This window comes from Flavobacterium panacis, assembly GCF_024649945.1.
Lineage (GTDB): Bacteria > Bacteroidota > Bacteroidia > Flavobacteriales > Flavobacteriaceae > Flavobacterium > Flavobacterium panacis.
This window is the reverse complement of record NZ_JANKMS010000001.1, coordinates 662685-682458: the sequence shown is the minus strand read 5'-3', so window position 1 is coordinate 682458 and position 19774 is coordinate 662685. Positions and strand designations below refer to the sequence as shown.

The 19774-nt window shown below is 33.5% G+C and carries 19 protein-coding genes; 13 read left to right on the top strand and 6 right to left on the bottom strand.

Features of this window, described 5'->3' with window-relative positions; translation table 11 throughout:
- Window positions 1–2: 2 nt before the first annotated feature.
- The 10 genes from NQQ59_RS02915 (at window position 3) to NQQ59_RS02870 (ending at window position 9073) form a co-directional block, all read left to right on the top strand.
- Complete coding sequence (locus NQQ59_RS02915) at window positions 3–1982, top strand: TonB-dependent receptor plug domain-containing protein (RefSeq protein ID WP_144213443.1); 1980 nt, start codon at window positions 3–5, stop codon at window positions 1980–1982.
- Between the two features lie 6 nt (window positions 1983–1988).
- Complete coding sequence (locus NQQ59_RS02910) at window positions 1989–2372, top strand: hypothetical protein (protein WP_144213441.1); 384 nt, start codon at window positions 1989–1991, stop codon at window positions 2370–2372.
- 198 nt (window positions 2373–2570) lie between these two features.
- Complete coding sequence (locus tag NQQ59_RS02905; protein WP_144213439.1) at window positions 2571–3437, top strand: MbnP family protein; 867 nt, start codon at window positions 2571–2573, stop codon at window positions 3435–3437.
- Window positions 3438–3501: 64 nt separating this feature from the next.
- Window positions 3502–4518: a cytochrome-c peroxidase gene (locus tag NQQ59_RS02900; RefSeq protein ID WP_144213437.1), complete on the top strand. Its 1017-nt coding sequence runs from the start codon at window positions 3502–3504 to the stop codon at window positions 4516–4518.
- A 171-nt stretch (window positions 4519–4689) separates the two neighbouring features.
- Complete coding sequence (locus tag NQQ59_RS02895; protein ID WP_144213435.1) at window positions 4690–4932, top strand: hypothetical protein; 243 nt, start codon at window positions 4690–4692, stop codon at window positions 4930–4932.
- Between the two features lie 226 nt (window positions 4933–5158).
- Window positions 5159–5749 carry a Crp/Fnr family transcriptional regulator gene (locus NQQ59_RS02890; RefSeq protein ID WP_144213433.1) on the top strand — a complete coding sequence of 197 codons (591 nt, stop codon included), beginning with the start codon at window positions 5159–5161 and terminating at the stop codon, window positions 5747–5749.
- A gap of 76 nt (window positions 5750–5825) precedes the next feature.
- The gene (locus tag NQQ59_RS02885) at window positions 5826–6413 is read left to right on the top strand and encodes an NAD(P)H-dependent oxidoreductase (protein WP_144213431.1); all 588 of its coding nucleotides are present in this window, start codon (window positions 5826–5828) and stop codon (window positions 6411–6413) included.
- A gap of 24 nt (window positions 6414–6437) precedes the next feature.
- On the top strand, window positions 6438–7469 hold the full coding sequence (locus tag NQQ59_RS02880; protein ID WP_144213429.1) for an alpha/beta fold hydrolase: 1032 nt from the start codon (window positions 6438–6440) through the stop codon (window positions 7467–7469).
- Between the two features lie 11 nt (window positions 7470–7480).
- Entirely contained in the window at window positions 7481–8215 is a 735-nt protein-coding gene (locus NQQ59_RS02875; RefSeq protein ID WP_144213427.1) for a putative quinol monooxygenase, read from the top strand.
- Window positions 8216–8254: 39 nt separating this feature from the next.
- The gene (locus tag NQQ59_RS02870; protein WP_144213425.1) at window positions 8255–9073 is read left to right on the top strand and encodes a DJ-1/PfpI/YhbO family deglycase/protease; all 819 of its coding nucleotides are present in this window, start codon (window positions 8255–8257) and stop codon (window positions 9071–9073) included.
- Window positions 9074–9136: 63 nt separating this feature from the next.
- On the opposite strand, the gene NQQ59_RS02865 is transcribed toward NQQ59_RS02870, so the two are convergent.
- The 5 genes from NQQ59_RS02865 to NQQ59_RS02845 form a co-directional block, all read right to left on the bottom strand.
- Window positions 9137–9481 (bottom strand): helix-turn-helix domain-containing protein, encoded by a 345-nt coding sequence (locus tag NQQ59_RS02865; protein WP_186296553.1) that lies wholly within the window; start codon window positions 9479–9481, stop codon window positions 9137–9139.
- 66 nt (window positions 9482–9547) lie between these two features.
- Window positions 9548–10027: a DUF2271 domain-containing protein gene (locus NQQ59_RS02860; RefSeq protein ID WP_144213422.1), complete on the bottom strand. Its 480-nt coding sequence runs from the start codon at window positions 10025–10027 to the stop codon at window positions 9548–9550.
- Between the two features lie 5 nt (window positions 10028–10032).
- Entirely contained in the window at window positions 10033–11529 is a 1497-nt protein-coding gene (locus NQQ59_RS02855) for an ankyrin repeat domain-containing protein (protein WP_144213420.1), read from the bottom strand.
- A gap of 70 nt (window positions 11530–11599) precedes the next feature.
- Window positions 11600–12868, bottom strand: coding sequence for a DUF4374 domain-containing protein (locus NQQ59_RS02850; protein ID WP_144213418.1), 1269 nt, complete (start codon window positions 12866–12868; stop codon window positions 11600–11602).
- 32 nt (window positions 12869–12900) lie between these two features.
- Entirely contained in the window at window positions 12901–15294 is a 2394-nt protein-coding gene (locus NQQ59_RS02845) for a TonB-dependent receptor (RefSeq protein ID WP_144213416.1), read from the bottom strand.
- 61 nt (window positions 15295–15355) lie between these two features.
- Here NQQ59_RS02845 and NQQ59_RS02840 point away from each other — a divergent pair, with 61 nt between their 5' ends.
- The 3 genes from NQQ59_RS02840 to NQQ59_RS02830 all read left to right on the top strand — a co-directional run bounded on the left by NQQ59_RS02840 (window position 15356) and on the right by NQQ59_RS02830 (window position 18014).
- Window positions 15356–16498 (top strand): helix-turn-helix transcriptional regulator, encoded by a 1143-nt coding sequence (locus NQQ59_RS02840; protein ID WP_144213414.1) that lies wholly within the window; start codon window positions 15356–15358, stop codon window positions 16496–16498.
- A 223-nt stretch (window positions 16499–16721) separates the two neighbouring features.
- A complete protein-coding gene (locus NQQ59_RS02835; RefSeq protein WP_144213412.1) occupies window positions 16722–17354 on the top strand; it encodes a hypothetical protein in 633 nt (210 codons plus the stop codon).
- 210 nt (window positions 17355–17564) lie between these two features.
- Window positions 17565–18014 (top strand): hypothetical protein, encoded by a 450-nt coding sequence (locus NQQ59_RS02830; protein WP_144213410.1) that lies wholly within the window; start codon window positions 17565–17567, stop codon window positions 18012–18014.
- 96 nt (window positions 18015–18110) lie between these two features.
- Here NQQ59_RS02830 and NQQ59_RS02825 read toward each other — a convergent pair whose 3' ends face one another.
- Window positions 18111–19544, bottom strand: coding sequence for an FAD-dependent oxidoreductase (locus NQQ59_RS02825; RefSeq protein ID WP_144213408.1), 1434 nt, complete (start codon window positions 19542–19544; stop codon window positions 18111–18113).
- Window positions 19545–19774: the final 230 nt, after the last annotated feature.

The window sequence follows — 19774 nt, the reverse complement described above, 5'->3', positions numbered from 1 at the left end:
ACATGAAATATATTTTAATGTTACTTTTTTTGGGAGTGTCAGTAACCGCTCAAAACACACACGCACATCACGATAGTATTAAAAATTTAGAAGAAGTAAAGGTAAAAAACGCAGCCAAAAAGAAAATTGAAACCGAAATGAAAATGGCGGTTTCTGTTGATGAATTTTTATCTTCTTCAGATAATATTAGTTTCATTAAACGTGGTGCTTACGCATGGGAACCTTTATTGAACAATATGAGTACAGAACGTTCTACGGTTACCATTGATGGAATGCACGTTTTTGGGGCTTGTACCGATAAAATGGACCCAATTACTTCTTATGTCGAAAGTAATAATCTTTCGACTATTGATATAAAATCAGGACAGGAGGGAAGTCTTCACGGTTCAACCATTGCAGGAAGTATCGATTTAAAAAGAAAAAGCACGCCTTTTGGATTAGCAAAAAAATGGAACGGAGCTTACCAAAGCGGATTTGAGTTTAACAACAAACAGTTTTTCAATCTTGGAAATGTTGCGTATTCGGGTGAAAAATTTGTTGCTGAAGGAAGTATTTCCTATCGAAAAGCCGACAATTATTATGATGGAAACGATAACGAAGTAAAACATTCACAATATAAAAAGTTCAATACTTCATTAGGATTTGCTTATAAAACTACCGATTTATCATCAGTAAGATTGGATGCGATTTTTGATATGGCAAAAGATGTTGGTTATCCAGCGCTTCCAATGGATTTATCACTTTCACGCGCTTTAATTACATCTGCTTCTTATAAACAATTGTTTGAAGAAGGATTGGTTAAAGTTGTGGATTCCAAAATCTATTTCAATGCCATAGAACATTATATGGATGATACCACGCGTCCCGAAAATTTGGTTCATATGGATATGCCAGGCTGGAGTACGACCTATGGTTTGGTTTCTAAAGCCAATTTGAAAAAGAACAGTTATTCGTCTGAAATACAGTTAAATGCTTACGATAATTTATCAATTGCAGAAATGCGAATGTATCCGCAAGATCGAAGCGAAAGAACCATGTTTGCTTACAGCTGGCCTTGGGTAACAACACGTTATGCGGGACTTTCGATAAATAATTCTTGGGATATTTCAGAGAAAAGTCAGGTGAATTTGGGTGGTTCTTTGGGTGTCAATTACAATTATTCTAAATATGTAGAATTCAACTGGATTTTTCATCCAGGCGCATCTCAGGAAAAAACGAGATTTTTGCCAAGTCTTCACGCAGGTTATAATTTAGATATTGATCATTTTAATTTTTCTGTTGGAACAGGTTACGGACACAGAGCACCATCTGTTTCTGAAGGATACGGATATTACATCTACAATAGTTTTGACCGTTATGATTATATCGGAAATCCTGATTTAAAAAATGAAATTTCGTATGAAGGAAATGCCAGCGCAGGTTTTAAAAACGAAAAATTAAGCATTCAAGGGAAAATCAATTATTTCTATATTCAAAACTACATCATTGGTAGAATTTTGAGTATGGGAAGTCCGATGAATTACCAATCGGTTGGTGTAAAAGGATATACTTCATTAGATTATGCAACGCTTTTGAATATGTCAATGAACGCGAGTTATGATATTCTAGAACATTTGCATTGGAAAGGAACCTTGACTTACGCCCGCGGAATGGATAATAATGGAGGAAATCTGCCATTTATTCGTCCGTTGAGTTATCAAACTTCGCTTCATTTTATGGATAAAAACTTCGGAATTCAGACTTCTGTAAATGGCGATTTTGAGCAGATCAATTTTAGTCCAGAATACGGAGAAGATTTAACAGGAGCTTATACAATCTGGAATATTTCAGCCGATTATTCTTTTAAAATCAATAAAGTAAAAACCGTAGTTCAGGTTGGAGCAGAGAATTTATTAAATGAATATTACAGTACTTATGCCGACTGGGGAAATATTCCAAGAATGGGACGTAATATTTTCACCTCTTTAAAATTCAATTTCTAATACAAGATGAATAAAGTTTTTAGTTTCACAATGATAATCTTATTGCTGTTGGTTTCTTTCCAGCAAGCATTGATTATTGTGCACTTTAAACTGAACCAGCAAAGTATTGAAAACGAATTTTGCGTCAATAAAGCAAAGCCAGAATTACAGTGTCACGGAAAATGTCATTTAAAGAAAGAACTCGAAAAATCGGATCAGAAAAGTGATTTAGAACTTACAAGCATTAGTAAAAGTATTGATATTGTTTTGACTTCCGAAATTGAATTTAAATGTGACATTATAAGAATATTAAATTCAAGAAAAGTATTGATTTATAAAGAAATGGGACAAACAGAACCTTGTCTCGAAATTTTTGTACCGCCGCCTATTTTATTTTTTACTAAATGTTGAAAAACATTTTTAACGCATAGAAACATAGATATATTTCGATGCTTAATAAATAGAATATGAAAAGAAACAAGTTTCTAACACATAGCTATGTTTATTAATGCAAGTGAAACGCCTTTAATAAGTCAGTAAAAGCTATGTTTCTATGTGTTAAAAAAATCAAACACAAATAATAAAATAGAAATACAAAAATTTAAAAAAATGCAAAATTTAAAAAAATACCTTTTACTATCATTGGCCTCTTTGGCATTCGTATCTTGTTCAAGCGATGACGACAATCCTGCAGCAAACAATTTGACTTTAGAATTTAATAATACTTTCAAAAGTACCACGATTGTTTTAGGAAACGCAGCTTCAACAAGTGCGACAACAAATACTTCAGCTTCTGGACAAGTACATCATTTTTCTGAATTGAAATATGTAATCAGCAACATTCGTCTTATCAAAGACAATGGCGATGAAGTTCCATACAATGTAAATGATTTGGATAAAGGTGCGACAGTAATCGACCAGTCAAAAACGGCTTCGTTAAGTTATGTTTTAAGTAATGTGCCATCTGCGACTTACAAACAGATCAAATTTGGTTTAGGAATCAAACCAGAGCAAAATACTTTAGATCAGGTTAGATTTCCTAATTTTTATGCTGCTGCGGGAGCAAACGACACGGCGATGATGTGGGAATGGGGAAGTGGTTACCGTTTTACAAAAGTGGAAGGTTTTTATGATACAGATAATAAAACCATGTCAATTCATACTGGAAGTACAGTTGAAGGAACAGCAGGAGCTTACACACAAGGTGTAAATGCGTATCGCGATGTAACTTTAAATCTGACTACAAATGCAGTGGTAGGAAGTAAAGCGCCAAAAATCAAAATCAATGCTGATTTTGATAAATTATTGAGTGGTAAAACCAATACAATTACACTTTCTACCGGAACTGGAATGAACGATAATGCAACTCCAAATGTTCATACAGCGGCTCAAATGGTAAGATTTGTAGACAATTTAGGTGGAAACGGAACAAGCGATATCTCAGGAATGTTTTCTGTTTCTAGCGTAGAAAACTAAAATCATAATACAGAACCGTTTGTGATTTTAGAAGGCAGACGGTTCTGTTTTAAATTCATTTAAAATGAAAAAAATAATTGTTTTCATATCGATTGTACTGTCATTAACGTCTTGCAGCAATGAAGATTCTGATATGATTGCTATTGATAATCCAGAAATAGCCTTAAATATTCCGTCTGATTTTCCAGAATTAAATGCTTTTGTTGGTCAAAACAAACCAACTAAATACGGAATAGAATTAGGGGAAAAACTTTTTTCTGATAAAAGATTTAGCGCAGACAATACGATTTCGTGCTCAAGCTGTCACATTCAGGCAAATGCTTTTACAGATCAGCACGCACAAGCCGTTGGAATTGAAGGCAGAATCGGACTTCGAAATACGCCCTCAATTCAAAATCTGGCTTTCATGAAGTTTTACAATTGGGATGGAAGTAAATTGCAATTAGAAAATCAGCCTTTAGTTCCTATAATCACGCATGAAGAAATGGATTCTTCTATTTTAGAAGTTATAGGCAAAATTAAAGACGATGCGGTTTATAAAGATTTGTTCAAAAAAGCTTTTGGAGATGAAAGTGTTACACCTGATAAAATTTATAAAAGTATTGCACAATTTGAATACACTTTAATTTCTGCCAACAGCAAATACGATAAAGTAAAACGAAAAGAAACCTCTTTTACGGAAAGCGAATTGCAGGGTTTTCAATCCTTTCAGCAGAAATGTGCCAGTTGTCATGCAACAGAATTATTTACGGATCAGAGTTTTAGAAATATTGGTTTTCCATTAAATATAGATACAAATGAAGCGGGTAGAGGAAGAGTAACAGGAATTCCTGCCGATTTTATGAGTTTTAGAGTTCCATCTCTGCGAAATGTTGAATATACGGCACCTTATGGAAGTTTTGGACAGTTCTCGAATTTAAGAGCTGTTTTAGATTATTTTGATAATGGCGTATTAGATGCTGATAATCTTGATCCGATTTTTAAAGGAAATGGAAAGAGAATTCCGTTGACAGAACAAGAAAAAGATAATCTTATCGCTTTTATGAAAACGCTGAGTGATACACAATTTGTTGGAAAATAGTTTGGAAACACCTTATTTATATGGTATTTTTTGTTTCTTTTTTGTGAAATAAAATGTTTATAAGGTGTTGATAAATAATAGGTTGTGACCTGTGTTAAAATATTAGTTTGATTCATTAATTGTTTTACATTTATAATTAGATGACAATTAATTAATTTAAAAAATTTGCATATGGGAAGAGCTATAAAACTACAGGTTCGCAAAGAATTAGATGGCAGACAGCAATTTAACTTAATTAAATTGAAAGGTACGTTAATTACTAAAGGTTATACCGAAATTATACACATCAGCGACAAGGATGAAGAATTTCATATCAACTCTTTCGAAACCGAAGCAAAAAATGAAGTAAAAGAATTTATCTTAGATTTTATCGTCAAAGAAAATCTAAGTAATACGATTAGTGTTCTCGTGTAATAACCTTTTTAAGAAAAGAATATTACACAAAAACATTTGTAAGATATAGCTACAGAAATAGTTATATTCTTATCCAGATATTTGTTCTGATTCTTGAATAGTATCTAATTTCTTGTCCCAAATCTCCCCCAATCTTCTACTTATATTTTACGAAATCTTAATTCGTGATTATTGCTATACAAATGCTTAAATGATTTGTAGTAGGTAAAATAATTTAATAAAGTAAATGGAATCAGATATAGAAGCATTTCTAAATTCAGTGAAACAAATTTGTCCGAATGTGACAGATGATGAACTGACGCAGTATGCTTCAAAACTTACTATTGAAGAGTTGGATAAAAAAGATTTTTTTCTGCAATTCGGAAAAGTGCAAAAATGCATTGGTTTTGTGATAAATGGTTTGGTTCGTTCCTCTTTTGTAGATAAAGATGGAAATGAAATTACCGTCGGTTTTTATTCTGAAGGAGATTACGCGACGCATTATCCCGCTTTTATCACGCAACAACCCAGCAAATATTCCATTCAATGTTTAGAACCTACAACTATGGTTTGTCTTTCTTATGAAAACATGCAATGGATTTACGAACATTTACCCAATCTTGAACGATACGGCCGATTAGTCGCAGAAGAAATTTTAAAACGACAACAAACACGCATTGAAAGCTTCATATTTCAAACCGCCGAAGAACGTTATCTCGATTTTATAAAACACCATTCTGGACTGTTTAACAGAGTTTCTATTTCGCATCTCTGTAGTTTTCTAGGTATTGAAAGACAGTCGCTTACCCGAATTCGACAAAAATTAGCCCATCAATAATATTTTGACACATTTGTGTCAGGAACGCCCTCGCTTTATTTAAAATCTTTGCAGTGTCAAATTAAATGATACTGCTATGAAAACGAATATCTTACTTATACTTGGGCATCCTTCTCAAAATTCTTTTTGTAATGCATTGCTTAATGCTTATAAAAAAGGCGTTGAACGTACAGGAGCAAACTGCAAAACGATTTATATCTCTGAACTTGATTTTGATGTAAATCTTGCTGACGGTTACAAAACAGGAGAAAAATTAGAGCTAGAAGATGATTTAGCTGAAGCTCAAAAACTTATTTTGTGGGCAGACCACATTGTATTGTCTTATCCAAATTGGTGGGGATTTATGCCTGCTATTACTAAAGGATTTATAGACCGAATTCTACTTCCTGATTTTGCTTTCAAACATCATTCAGGAAAAATTTTCCCAGAAAAACTTTTAAAAGGAAAAAGCTTAAGGCTTTTAGTTACAATGGATACGCCAAAATGGTGGTTTTATCTCATCTATCGTGCTTCTCAATATCAAATTCTAAAAGACATCGTTTTTGGCTACGTCGGCTTTGATCCCATCCGATTTTCGACTTTCGGATTTATGAGAAAATCTACTGACAAGCAAAGAACAAAATGGCTTCAAAAAGTCGAACAGCTAGGAACACAATTAAAATAATCTCAATTTATAAAATCACACATCATGAAAAATTTAGCAAAAGAGCAAAATGCTCACATCAATCCAAAAAAAGGATTTAAAATTCACTTATTGGTATTTGTATTAACCACACCAGTACTTTGGTTAGTATGGTTTCTTACAGATCAAACGTATTTATGGCCGCTTTGGCAGAATGCTGCTTGGGCATTAGGAGTAGTGTTTCATTATTTAGGAGTTTTTGTTTTTAAAAACAGAAGAGTAATTCCGAAAGTTTTGGCGATAGTATTGGCTTTTACCTCATTTTCTTCATTTGCTTCTTGTACTAATAATGACGAAAACATAAATCTTAAACCGCAAACTTATGTTTTAGTACACGGTGCTTGGCAGGCTCCTTATGTTTGGGATGAAGTAAAAGCAAGCCTAATTAAAAACGGTCATCAAGTAATTGTGGTTGAACTTCCAGGACACGGAAAAGAGGCTACGCCAGCTCAAAATTTATCATTAAATTTATATCGTGATAAGGTTATTGAAGCCATTTCAAAAGCAGATAAAAAAGTTGTTTTAGTAGGGCATAGCATGGGCGGAATGGTGGTTACAGCCGTTGCCGAAAGCATTCCTTCTAAAATAAGCAGACTAATTTATATTGGTGCTTTTTTACCTTCATCAGGCCAGTCTATTGGTGATCTTGCCAAAACCGACCCAGATTCGCAGTTAGGACCTACCCTTATTGAAGCTGCAGATCATTTGACACTTGACGTCAAATCTGAAGAATTAATCCGTTTGTTTATTAATGATAGCACTGCTGTCGCTAAGCAAAAAGTAAAAGATAATTATCGTGCTGAACCTGCAATTCCTTTTTCTAATGCCGTTACACTAACTTCTCAAAATTTTGGAAGTGTAGAAAAAATATACATCAAAACACTTCAAGACATTGTGATCTCGCCAAGACTGCAAGATCAAATGATTTCAAAAGCTGGAATCAAAACGATTTATGAAATCAACAGCAGTCATTCTCCCTTTTTATCTCAGCCAAAAGCAGTTTCAGACCTATTGATTCAAATTGGAAAACAACTTTAAAATCAAAAGTCATGAGAATAAAAAACAATCCCTCGATTTCTAAAAAGGTTTTAGGAATTTTTTCCCTCTTGTTTATGAACAGTGCTTTGGCAACAGCCCAAAATGAAATTGGTGCTAGAATTACTCGCTATGAGGTCAAAAAAGAATTTCAGGAAAAATTTAAAAATACTGTTGCAGCTTATGTTCAAAAGTCAATTTTAAGTGATAAAAATATCATGTCAGAAGCTTACTTAGAACAAGAAAATCAAGCTGTTATTTGGCTGTTTGAGCGCTGGATCAATCAAAATGAACTAGAAAAGTTTGGTAAGAATTTTAAAGAAATAAATGATTTAGCCAAAACAGCTTTGCTAGTTCCACAGAAGGTAATTGAGGTAAAAGATTTAGAACCACTGACAAAAGAACAATGGCGCAAAACGAGTCGAAAAGGAGAGGAGCAGTTAACGATTATGCTTTTTGTAGATGCGAAAAAAGGTACTGAAGATAATTTTATGAAAGTGTACCACAAAGCCATGCCAGAATTTAGAAGCGAATCGGGTGTAGTGACCTATCAGTTATCACAATTAAAAGAAGATCCTACCCAGTTTGTGACTTTTGAAAAATTCAGAAATAAAGAAGCTTTTCAATATCACTTGAATTTTCCGCCCATTCAGCCGGTAATTGATTTTTTGAATTCAAGTATTAAGAAACAACCTTTTCAAGACGGAATTCATAATCTAATTGAATTTGCTCCGCTTATTCGAGAATAAAAATCTAAAAACAAATATCAATATTTAAATCTAAAAACAATGAAAACTATTAGTAAAATGATCGTTGCAAGTATCGTAAGCGTATTTGCAGGATTAAACGCAGAAGCACAAGTAACCGTAAAAACAAAAGAAATGAAAACAAGTAACGAATTTGAAATTGTAAACAAATTGTCAACTCAATCAGCTGTTGTCAATATGCCTGTAACTAAAATGTTAGATGCGCCAGGAAACGAAGATTTAAGAGCTTTCTTTTTTACACCAGTAAAAAATAAAACTGCTTTGAAAGGAAAAAAGATTGCCGTTATTGTAGCCGACGGATTTCAAGAAATTGAATTGACTGGACCCGTTTGGTATTTTAAAGAATTAGGAGCAGAGGTAGAAATTGTAGCTCCAAAATACAATCCAGCACCAGAAAGATATGGTTTGGTTTATCCTGAAATGTCGAAGACACACGTCATGGCAATTCAATATTTACAACCCGTTGGATGGATTAAATTTGACCGTACAGCAGATCAAATTAAAGTAAGTGATTATGATGCAGTATTTATTCCTGGCGGTGCATGGAATCCAGATAATCTTCGTTATGATAAAGATGTAATTAAATTTGTTCAAGATTTTAATAAAGCAGGAAAATTGATCGCCGCTATTTGTCATGCTCCTGTTGTATTGGCTTCTGCTGATATTTTGAAAGGAAGAAAACTAACAGGTTATTGGAACATTCAAGTCGATTTAAAAAACGCTGGAGGAACTGTGCTTGAACAAAGTGTAGTAACCGATGCTAATATTATTACAAGCCGTCACCCGATTGATGTAGCTGATTTTTCTAGAGCAGTTGAGAATTGGTTAGTTAAAAAGTAATTCCTTGTATTAGAAATAATAGGGTTGTAAAAGTAATTCCTGAATGTCTAAGATATTCGGGGATTACTTGTTTTTAGAATGAGCTGGAAATTTGGAATTCAGTTTTTCTTTTAGGATGAGATTTTCTTTCTTTAAAATTTTAATTTGTTCCAGAAGAGAATTGGTTATAGCAGCATTTATTCTTTTTTGATTTCCTGAAGTAATACTTTCTTTGGTATTATTTTCAAAAACTTCAAATTTGTCTACATTCAATATTAAAGCAATAGCGTCCCATTCTCGAGAAGTAATACTAGTAAGTCCACGCTCTTTTCTACTGTAAGTTGCTTGACTCATTCCGAGCATATTGGCCATAACATCTTGTGTAATTTGAAATTCTAAACGTAATGTATGAAGCTTTGTTTTTTTCAATATAAAAGTTGTTGTAAGTATAGATATAAAAACAGACATTGGAAAACCAATGTCTGTTAAAGCTTATTATACTTTATTTAATCGAACATATTTAATGTAATTTTTTCCTTCTGTTTTCGTAGAAAGCTGTTCAGTGTTTAAATTGATTTCAAGATCATTTGCGTAGTATTTTTGATCTTCAACAGCCGATTCAAATCTTAGTTTGTATCCAGAGTTTATTTTAGAATCTTCGATTTCTAAAGTTGTAGAACTTCTATCGCCTCCTGTAACCGAAGCTCCTGTTTTTGCACTGATGTCTGTTGGTTTTTTAGAATAAAAAGCATACCATTCTTTTAAGCTATTGTACCATTTTTTGTCTTCACCCAATATATAAAGAGTCTTTTCGTATTTTCCTTGCGGATTTATTAAAGAAACGACAATGTAAGCACCTTCACCCATATAATTGGACATTTGAAGCATGCATCTGTATTTGCTGGTTTGGGCCGAAAGGTTAAAAGAAGCAAGGCAGAAAGCTAAGATTAATGTTGTTCTAACAATTAGTTTCATAAGTATTATTTTAAGAAATTAATATCAACATTATTTTTGGTCAAAAAGTCATTTTCTTTTGCCAGAGAATAAGCAGTTTCATTGAACTCAGAAGCAATTTCTTTTTGCGCTCCGATAGAAACTAAATATTTTAAAACTTCATCATTTTTAGAAATCATCGCAGCCCTATGAAGTGCTGTTAAGCCATCTTTGTTTTTTTGATTTACATCTACGTTCAGATCTTTTATTTTTTTCAATAAATTCAGATCATTTTTTGCTACAGCAAGGTGATAAATTGTGTTTCCATCTTTTTGTGAAGCATTAAAGCTGACACCTTTATCCTGCAGTAATTTGATTTTATCTTCAAAATCATCTTTCTGCTGGCCTCCGCCAAAACCTTCTCTTGGAGCTTTGTAAGAATCAATAAGATAATAAGCGAGACTGTTTCCGTCTATATCTTTTATTCCAGCATCTGCTTTGTTTTTTAGTAAAAGAGCAATTACTTCAGCTGAGCTTTTTTCAACAGCCATTGTCAGAGCCGATTTACCTTTATTATTAATGGCATTGATGTTTTTTACTTTTGGAAGAAGAACATTAATCAAGGCAATGTCTTTACCCGAAGCTGCATTCATAAAAGAATTATTGCCTTCTTTGTCCGTTTTGTTTACGTCCAGTCCTTTGGCAATAAAATATTGAGCGACCTCTGCCTGATTTTGTTTTTTGGTGATAATCTGAAGAACTGTTTCTCCTTCTTTTGTGGTAACAGTCGGTTTAATTTTTAGTTCATCTACAAGATATTTGTAGATTTCGATTGTATTAGCACCACGACGTGTGCCTTGAGCCGCAAAAATCAAAGTTTCATCGTTGTATTTAACACCTTGTTTCATCAGTTTTTTAATCGCTTCAACATTTCCACCTCTGGCAGCATAGGTGATCGAAGAATTCCCTTTATCATCAGTATCTTTTACCGAAAGTCCTTTAGAAATCAAGTATTCTGTAACTGAAAAATCTTTGTCATTTGAAATTGCCAGTAGTAAAAGATTTGCTCCGTCTTTGTATTTCTTTTTTAGATCTAATCCGTTTTTGGTTAATACTTCAAACATAGCAACAGAGCAACCACCGTTTGCTGCTGCAAGATAAGCAGGTGAAAGTCCGTGTTCTTCTTCCAGATTAATATCAGAACCTTTTTTCAAGAGCACTTCTACGACTTCAGGATTTCCTTTCATTGCGGCCCAGTGAAGATAAGTTCGACCTTCATGAGTAATTTTACTTACACTATTTCCTGGTTGATCCAAAAGGAGGGTTACAACATCTGCTGAAGCTCCACTTAAAATGGCACTTGTTACCACATCCATATTTCTCTGATTAGATTCAGACGGATTATTTCCTTTTGCAATTTCTGTCTTAACAGCTGCAACATCTGGATTAGATTTCCAGAAAGAAGATTCAAGTAAGGTATTTTTTTGCTGCGCACTTAACATCATAGAAGAGAAAGCAGCGAATAATAAATATGTCTTTTTCATAGCGTATATAATTTTGAAAAGCAGACAATACTTAGGGGAGAGTACGTCCGCTTTTGCTGGGTCTAAATAATTAATAAGCTAAACGAGCTAATGCTGAAACTCCGTCTGCTTCAATAACTAATCCTGCTTTTGCTGTAGCCGCAACCGGATCGATTACATATACAGTTGGTTTTGCACTATCTGTTGTAATAGGGAAATACATTTTTCCGTTGTAAGCAAATGGCCATCCTGTACCTACAATATTTTCTTTTGCAGGGAAACCAGAGGTAATCCATTTAAAGCTTTTTGTTCCCATTTGTACCACTGCATATTGAGTTGCTGCAGAACTAACGCTAATTGTTTCATATTTCTCATTATAGAATTCTAATAAGAAATAATCTCCTGTAATATGCCATACTTTACGGAAACGGTAACCTCCAGAAGCAGCCTCTAGATCCCAATAGTAAGAATCAAAATCTGAAGCTCCGGCAGGAATACGAACTACACCAGCATTTTTAGTTGTAGTGTTTTCGTAAGCTCCTGAAAATACATATACATTATTACTATCGTCTTTATCAATTTGTGAATAATAAGCAGAACGGTAACGACCTGCAGAGTAACTAATCCTGTCATCTTGGAAAGAACGAACCACATTTAAATTCTGATCTAGTTCGAAAACCCAGCATTCATCAGGATTACCAATTACAGCTGTTGTGCTTCCGCCAGTTCCAGATGTAACTCCGTGAGAAAAAATTCCAGCAGTTAAGAAAGTGCCATTTCCTCGATCTACAATACCACTTATTGTAGCACTTTCTTTTACGCCATCATAAGAAGCACCATTCCAACCAGTTGTAGAAAGATATTTTGTAGCAACAGCATTTCCATTTGTCTGATCAATCAAGTAAGCAATAACACCTGTAGTTCCGTCAGTTAGAGTCTGACCGCTTCGCGCTGCTACAATATTGGTTCCGAAAGATCCCCAAGTTCCGTATCCTTTTTCTAATTGAAATTCGTTCCCAGTTTTTTGTAAAACTCCGTCAGAACTTAAACTATAAGACATTCCAATAGAAGGATCTCCCTGACGGTATTGCATAGCTGTTACAGAGCGTTCACCATTGCTTACAAATGCGGTAAAAGCATACGGTTCTTCAATAATTCCTGCTTTTCCAATAATTGATGTTGTTCCCGATTCTAAATCATCTACAGCAAGCAAATAAGTAAAATCTCCCTGTGTAGCTGCAACAAAGTAATTTCCTTTTGTTTCTTCTTTGCTGCCGTTATTGTTATCATTACTACAGCCAATTGCTGTAAATAGAGCTAAAGCTAAAGCCAAGACACCTGTGTACGTCCTTTTTTTCATTTTAAATTATATTAATGGTTATTTATTGATTCTTATTTTCTTCTCTCCATAAAGAAATAGCGAAGTTTTACAGAGAAGTTTCTTCCTGCTTTTTGTAATGCATAATTGTCGTAAAGCAGTTCGTTGGTAATATTTCGGGCTTCAAAAGCAATGTTGTATTTACCTTTTGCAGCAGAAAATGTTACATTTAAATCATGCGAAAGCTGTTGCGGTAAAACCAGTTTATTATTGGATGAACCTAGATTTTCCCAGTTCAGGAAAAACTCTCCAACAAAATTTAAAGAATAGCCCGCAGTAAGGACATTTCCTTTTTTCCACAAATCATGGATGTAATAAGCAGCATCGGCATTTCCGAAAAAATAGGGAACATTTGGTATTCTTATATCATAAGTAAGGCTTTCGCGGAGCCCTGAAGTAGAAGCAACATAGCGTTCTTTATCTCTTAAATCCTGATAGGTTACATTTCCGCCTATTGTGAATTTATTTTTATAGTAGTAACGAAGTTCTGCGTCAATTCCCATATTATGAACAGTACCATGATTGATTGAACCACCAGAACCATTTCGTTGCTCTATAATACGACGAATATAATCCTGAGTGTCGCGGTAGTAAAGATTAATGTCTGCGTAAATGGAATTACTTGAATTAAGTTCTTTGTTAAGGGTAGCGCCTACATTATAATTCATCGAATTTTCGGCTTTTATAGCAGCATTTCCAGTTTCGAGAACTTCGTCTCCAAAAAGTTCATTTTCGGTTGGTAGACGATACGCTTTTTCAACAGATGCTTTCAACTGAATATCTTTTAGGAAATAAGTTGTTGCGAAACCATAACCAGAAGTTGCATAGTTTTTCTCTAACTCTAAATAGGAAGGATGAGCGATATCTCCGTCATTTATCGGACCAATTACTTTTTGCTGATAATTTTTTCCAAATAAATCGAAATTCCATTTTTCATTAAAACGGTATCTGTAGGATAGTCCCAATACGTTTTTCTGGCTAATGCGTCTCATATTATCATACGTTACGCCAAGTTCTGCAGAAGATACCGTAATATCATTTTTTCTTTCGTAGCCTGTAATTACATCATTAATAGAGATAGAATGTTTATTGTTAATTCGGTAGTTTAAATTAGCTGTAGCTGAATAATTATCATTGTAATAATCGGCTAGAGTAGAAGTGGCCGATTCGCCTGCTGAACCTGTAACCCTATAATCGCCAAACCAATTGTATTGTCTGTTTATAGTGTCATTGTTGTGGTTTTTATTTTTGTTGTAATTTGCAGTCAGGCGGAAATTTAAACCTTTGGTAAAAAGATTATTCTTTTCATAAGTAATAGAAGGCATTATAGTATTTGAAGTCCTAAACTTTTTACCATATACGATTTTCATCATATTGGCAGTTTGGATATCGGCATATTCCTGACCAAATGTAACTCCAATTAAAAAGCGGTCTGCCCACCATTTTTTTACAAAACCCGTTTTTAAAATCGCCGTTTCATTATGATATGTGTCATGAAAACGTTTTGCCCATTTATTATGAATACTGTAAGTGCCATTGTTGACATCTAAAATATCTTCAACAAAAACTTTATAACTGTTATCAGAATAATTTTGAAAAGCATTTACCTGAACTGTAAAACCAGATTTATCAGTAAATCCAAAGTTGATATTCGTTTTGTGTGTATTAAAAGAACCATAAGAATAAGATAAATCCATATATGTATTGGCACTTTGGTTGGTAACAATATTGATTGCTCCACCCAGTGCGTCAGCGCCGAATTCTACGGGAACCACTCCTTTGTATACTTCAATTCGGTCTGCAATACCAACAGGAATATTATTAAGCTGAAAAGCCGAACCAAAACCTTGCATCGGAATTCCGTCCATAAATAATTTAATATGTCTTCCTGTAAATCCATTTAAAGAAATAGACATGTCAGAACCAACGCCACCCGTTTCGCGAATTTTTACTCCTGAAGCTTTATCGAGAAGATGTGCTAAATCAAGCGTAGTATTGTACTGTGATTTTGCATCTAAAGCAACAATGTTAAAAGGAGATTCTTTTACTTGTTTAATGGCTGATTTTCCTTTGATGGAAACTTCATTAAGACCAATTGGATGATCTGGGTTTAATGAGATATTTAATTCCTTTGAACTATTTGGCAGAAGTGTGATTTCGATTTTTTTGGTTTGAAATCCAAATGCACTACAGATGACAGTATATTTTCCAGGAAGAGCTTTTAAAACAAACGATCCTTTATGGTTGGTTTCTGAAGTTACAGAAGTTTTATCTAAATAAATTGTGGCTTCAGTGAGTGGTTTTCCATGTGAATGTACTTTGCCATAAAGAGTTGCATTTTTTTCCTGAGAAATAACAGTAACAGAAAATAAAAAGAAGAAAACAGATAAGAGATAATTTTGATTCATGCGCGAGTAGGAAAAATTTAATTAAAACACATTGTTTTTAATTAGAATAATTATAAATAACTTGCGCAAAAATATCTCAGGAACCCTAAAAAGGAATAATGAAATTTGGATTAAAAATAATGGAATTGGTATTATGTTTATAAGCGCAAAACTTAAAGAGGCAAATAAAACGGTTGTAAATATTGATCTTTTGGATCATTTTACAAAAACTCCAGTTGTAACAGATAAAAAACATGAAGTAGTTGATTATAAGTTGCTTGATGGAAAATATTTTGTTTATTATACAGATGGATTCTGCATATTGAGATGTAATTATGATGTAGCACATAAATGCACAGATCAGATTATTATCAAAGAAGATTATATTCATATTTCATTATTGGCTAGTGGAAGTTTTAAAGTTTCACAAAAAGGAGAGGAGGTCTTTAGAAGTATTATGCCAGGTTCTCTTCAGTTTGCTTATTTGCCCGATCATGATATCGAAATGGAGATGTCTGCAATAAATGAAAAACTGAATTATACGAGAATATTTTTGTCGAAAAAGTTCTTTCTAGGACTTTTGGAAAATGAATTTTGGGTCGAAAAAGATTTGTTCTATAATGAAGTAAAAAATAACCGATATGTTAATTTCGGAAAGGTCAAAATTCCAATGAATTTGGGAATTATTGAAATACTAAATGAGATTGCAGAAAATGCTCACGAAGGTTCTTTAGGACACTATTATTTGCTTTCAAAACTCAAAGAATTGTTTCTAATGTCACATATTTTTCAGTCGGAAAAAGTACTTCCTGATCACAAAAAAGCAGATGAATTAAAGAAACTGGAACAAGCTAAGATTTATTTAGAAAAATACTATTCTGAAAACCCAACCATAAAACAGGTTTCAAGAGTGGTGCTTTTAAATGAATTTAAACTCAAAAACGGTTTTAAAGAGATTTACAACTGCACAATTCATGCTTATATGACGCAACTGAGAATGGAGCAGGCACGCAAAATGCTTTTGGAAGAGAATACGGTAAATGATGTTTCATTGACTTTAGGATATAAAAGTGTTTCGCATTTTATAGTATCATTTAGAAAATATTTTGGCGTTACACCAAAGCAGATTTCTTTAAGCAATATGTTTAATGATGGAAAATCGAAAGTGATTTGTTTTTTAGTAAGTTTTTTAGTCAATGATTTAAGTTTAGTTTTATTACCTTAATGTGGATTTTACAGCACTTAGAAAGATAAATATTCAAGTTTAACTGTTTCATTTTTAGTAGCTAGAAGCTTAATCAGATCTTGGATGTCTATTAAAAACGGAAATAAGAAAGAACCTTTAAAAGTAAAAAGTAAATAAGTAAAAAAATTTTGACTTGATTTTTATAGATTTGTAAAGTTGAATTCTCAAAAAAATACTTGAGAAAGAATTAAAACCCAAATCAATGAAATCTGTTACTTCGCTATTTTTGCTTTTAATATTTGTTTGTTCTAGCTCTTATTCTCAATTAAGCTCAGATAAAATATTTGAAAGTTTCAAGCAGGGAGAACGTACCAATTGTTCATCAATTGCTTTTATAAAAGCTTCTTTAAATGTTTACGGATTAGATAATCTTTTTGTTACTGATACGGTAAACGAAAAGGGATTCAAAATAACATTAAAAAATAACGCTTCATTTGATCTTAATAATGAAGAATTGGACAGAGCCCGAATTTCTGCAGGTTTTGTCTATATCAAAGACAATTGCGACACCGAAAAAATTACGAATTATGCTGTTCTTGCTTATGCGGTAATGGCAAAATACAAACAGATTATTGATAGAGAATCTACTTTTGATAAAGCATTAGAAGATTTGGAAGATGGTACTGTTTATACTCCTACAATTTACAAATACTTAGGTTTTTCTATTGGGAAACAGGTTCAGAAATTAAAACGTGAATCGGGAAGCGAATTTTGTGGCGTTGTGGCTTGGTCAAAGGCCCATGCCGTTTTTGTTTGCGAAGAGTTTATGGATTATTATGGCAACAAAAAAAGTATTTGGATCAAATATCCGGGGCGTTTTAGAATAATCAAATAGTAGAATTTTTGGTTTTTAAGGGGTAAGAAAATCCTGTTGAGGTTTTTGTTTTGTAATAGAAAACTCTTAATAAAAAAGAATAATAGCTGTAAATTCTGCTATTATTTTGAATTGTTAAAAAAATCAAAAAAAAAGAAATCAATAAACTTGTAAATTAAGTTAAAATACATATTTTTGTCGTCAAACAACACCCAAATCCAAATTCATAACATGAAAAAGATAATTTTACTATGTTTCCTTTTCTTATTGGCAAGTGAGGCTGTTTCAGCTCAAGCGAAAAATGCGCCAAGAAGTATTATCAGTACAACAGCGTTAATCCGTAAATACCACGATCAAAAAGAATTAGCTGGTATGCAAAAAGGAGAACTTTTAGAATTGTACATTGAACGTATTAAAGTATTAGTAAAAACTCTTCCTTATATCGCTTTGGTTACTAAACCAGGTGTTACTATGGCTGACTTAGGTATTCCAGACGATGGAGACCACAAAAAGATTTTAGATAACCAAGCAGTTGGTACTACAACTTTCTTAGATACTACAGTAGAATTTCAAAGAAAAATGATGCCTTACTCTGATAAAGGAAATCTTATCGCAGCAATCTTATTTTACGAAAACACATTAAAATCTTTACACGAGTTCAACGACTTAAACGAAATGTAAGATTGAATCAAAATAAAAAAAAAACTCCAAAATCATTATTTGATTTTGGAGTTTTTTTATTCTACATAAAAGGTGTTGATAATTGACAATTCATAATTAAAAATCCTCTTTTCTTAGTAAACATCTTCCTCTAGGTTCATTGCCTTCATAAAGTGCAATATCAGAATGTAGAAATTCAGCTGCTGCTGCTGAATCTTTTACTTTAGAAGTACTTCTTTCTATCATTTCTGATTCAAATTTAGAAAGGGCGCTTTCTCTTACGCCATTTTCTTTCCAATGAGTTGGAGATTTACATCCTTTTGCAATTTCGCGAGCCAATGAAAGTGCATCTAATAACGCCTGATTTGCGCCCTGTCCTTTAAACGGACTCATAGGGTGTGCCGCATCTCCTATAATGGTAACAGCTCCAGCATTTTCAAGTAAATCTGCTGTAAGCAGTTCACGATCATAAACAGGATATCCTGAAATTTGAGCTTCCTGAGTCGCCAATAAGATCTGAGGTATTGGGTCGTGCCATTGTGTTCTTCGGCAGGCTTCTTCTTTGAGCGCTTTTGTTCCTAGAGCACTTAATGCTTTTGCTTCTTCTTCGGGCATAGGAAAACTAAGTTGCCACATAATAGAATCTGAAGTGTAAGGCATCATATAAATTCTTTCATTCCCGTTTGCGGTCTGAAAAACTGTCGCGGAATCTAATAATGAACTGTTGCAATTTTCTAATGCAGATAAAGGGCAGATTCCCAATATTACAATACATCCTAAATAACGTAATGGTGTTTTCTCTTCGCTAATTAATAGTTTGCGAACCGAACTGCGAATACCATCTGCTCCAACTAAAATATCTGCTTTTGTTTTCCTTGTTTCGCCATTAACTTCAAAAGTTAATTCAAGAGTTTTATCCTTTTTTTGTTTGAAATTCAATAATTGATGTCCCCAATTGATCGAATCATTTCCGTTAAGTTGCTTTAGTAATGCTAAACGTAGTAGTTGTCTTGCGATATGTACATTGGTGCGCTTTGGTGATGTTGGTACCTCTTTTTCGAGCCATTTTCTAACGCCCCATTCGCCAACTATTTTTCCTTCTGGAGTATGAACAATATGTTTGGTAGAGACAACCCCTTCTTCTAAAGAGGTGATTCCGAATCCTTCAATCGCTTTACTGGCTTGTTGTAAAGTGAGTCCGTAGCCCTGGGAGCGTGCGTCAAAATTGATGTCCCGTTCGTAAAGAGAAAAAGGAATGCCGCGGTGTAAACAAGCTACAGCAAGAGCAACTCCGCCTATACCAGCGCCAATAATAGCTACATGAGGATAGTTTTCGGAATCTGCTTTTGGGAAATTCTCAGAAATTACTAAACCAGATCCGTTGCAATTGGTACAAGTATACAAAGGTGCTTTGGGACGAACCGGTGCTGTTCCTTCTTTGTTTGATTTTTCAAACTGATTCATTGCAGTCTCAAAATCAAGGCGTACTTTTTTGCTCAGTCTTCGGCTTTTTTTACCGCGTCCCTGACATTCGTTACAAATAGTCCACATATTCTATTGTTGTATTTTATAAGAACAGGAAACTATTCTTTGATGCTGCAAAATTAATTAATTATTTTAGAAATTATTGTAGTAGAATTTTTGAGTTATAAGAACTTCTTCGCAAACGATTGATTCCTTACAATCTGTTCAATTTGTCATTTAGATTTGTTTTAAACTGAATTTTGAACTGCATCATCTTTTAGCTTTTAACATAAAAAATGTTTAATATTGCCTTTTTG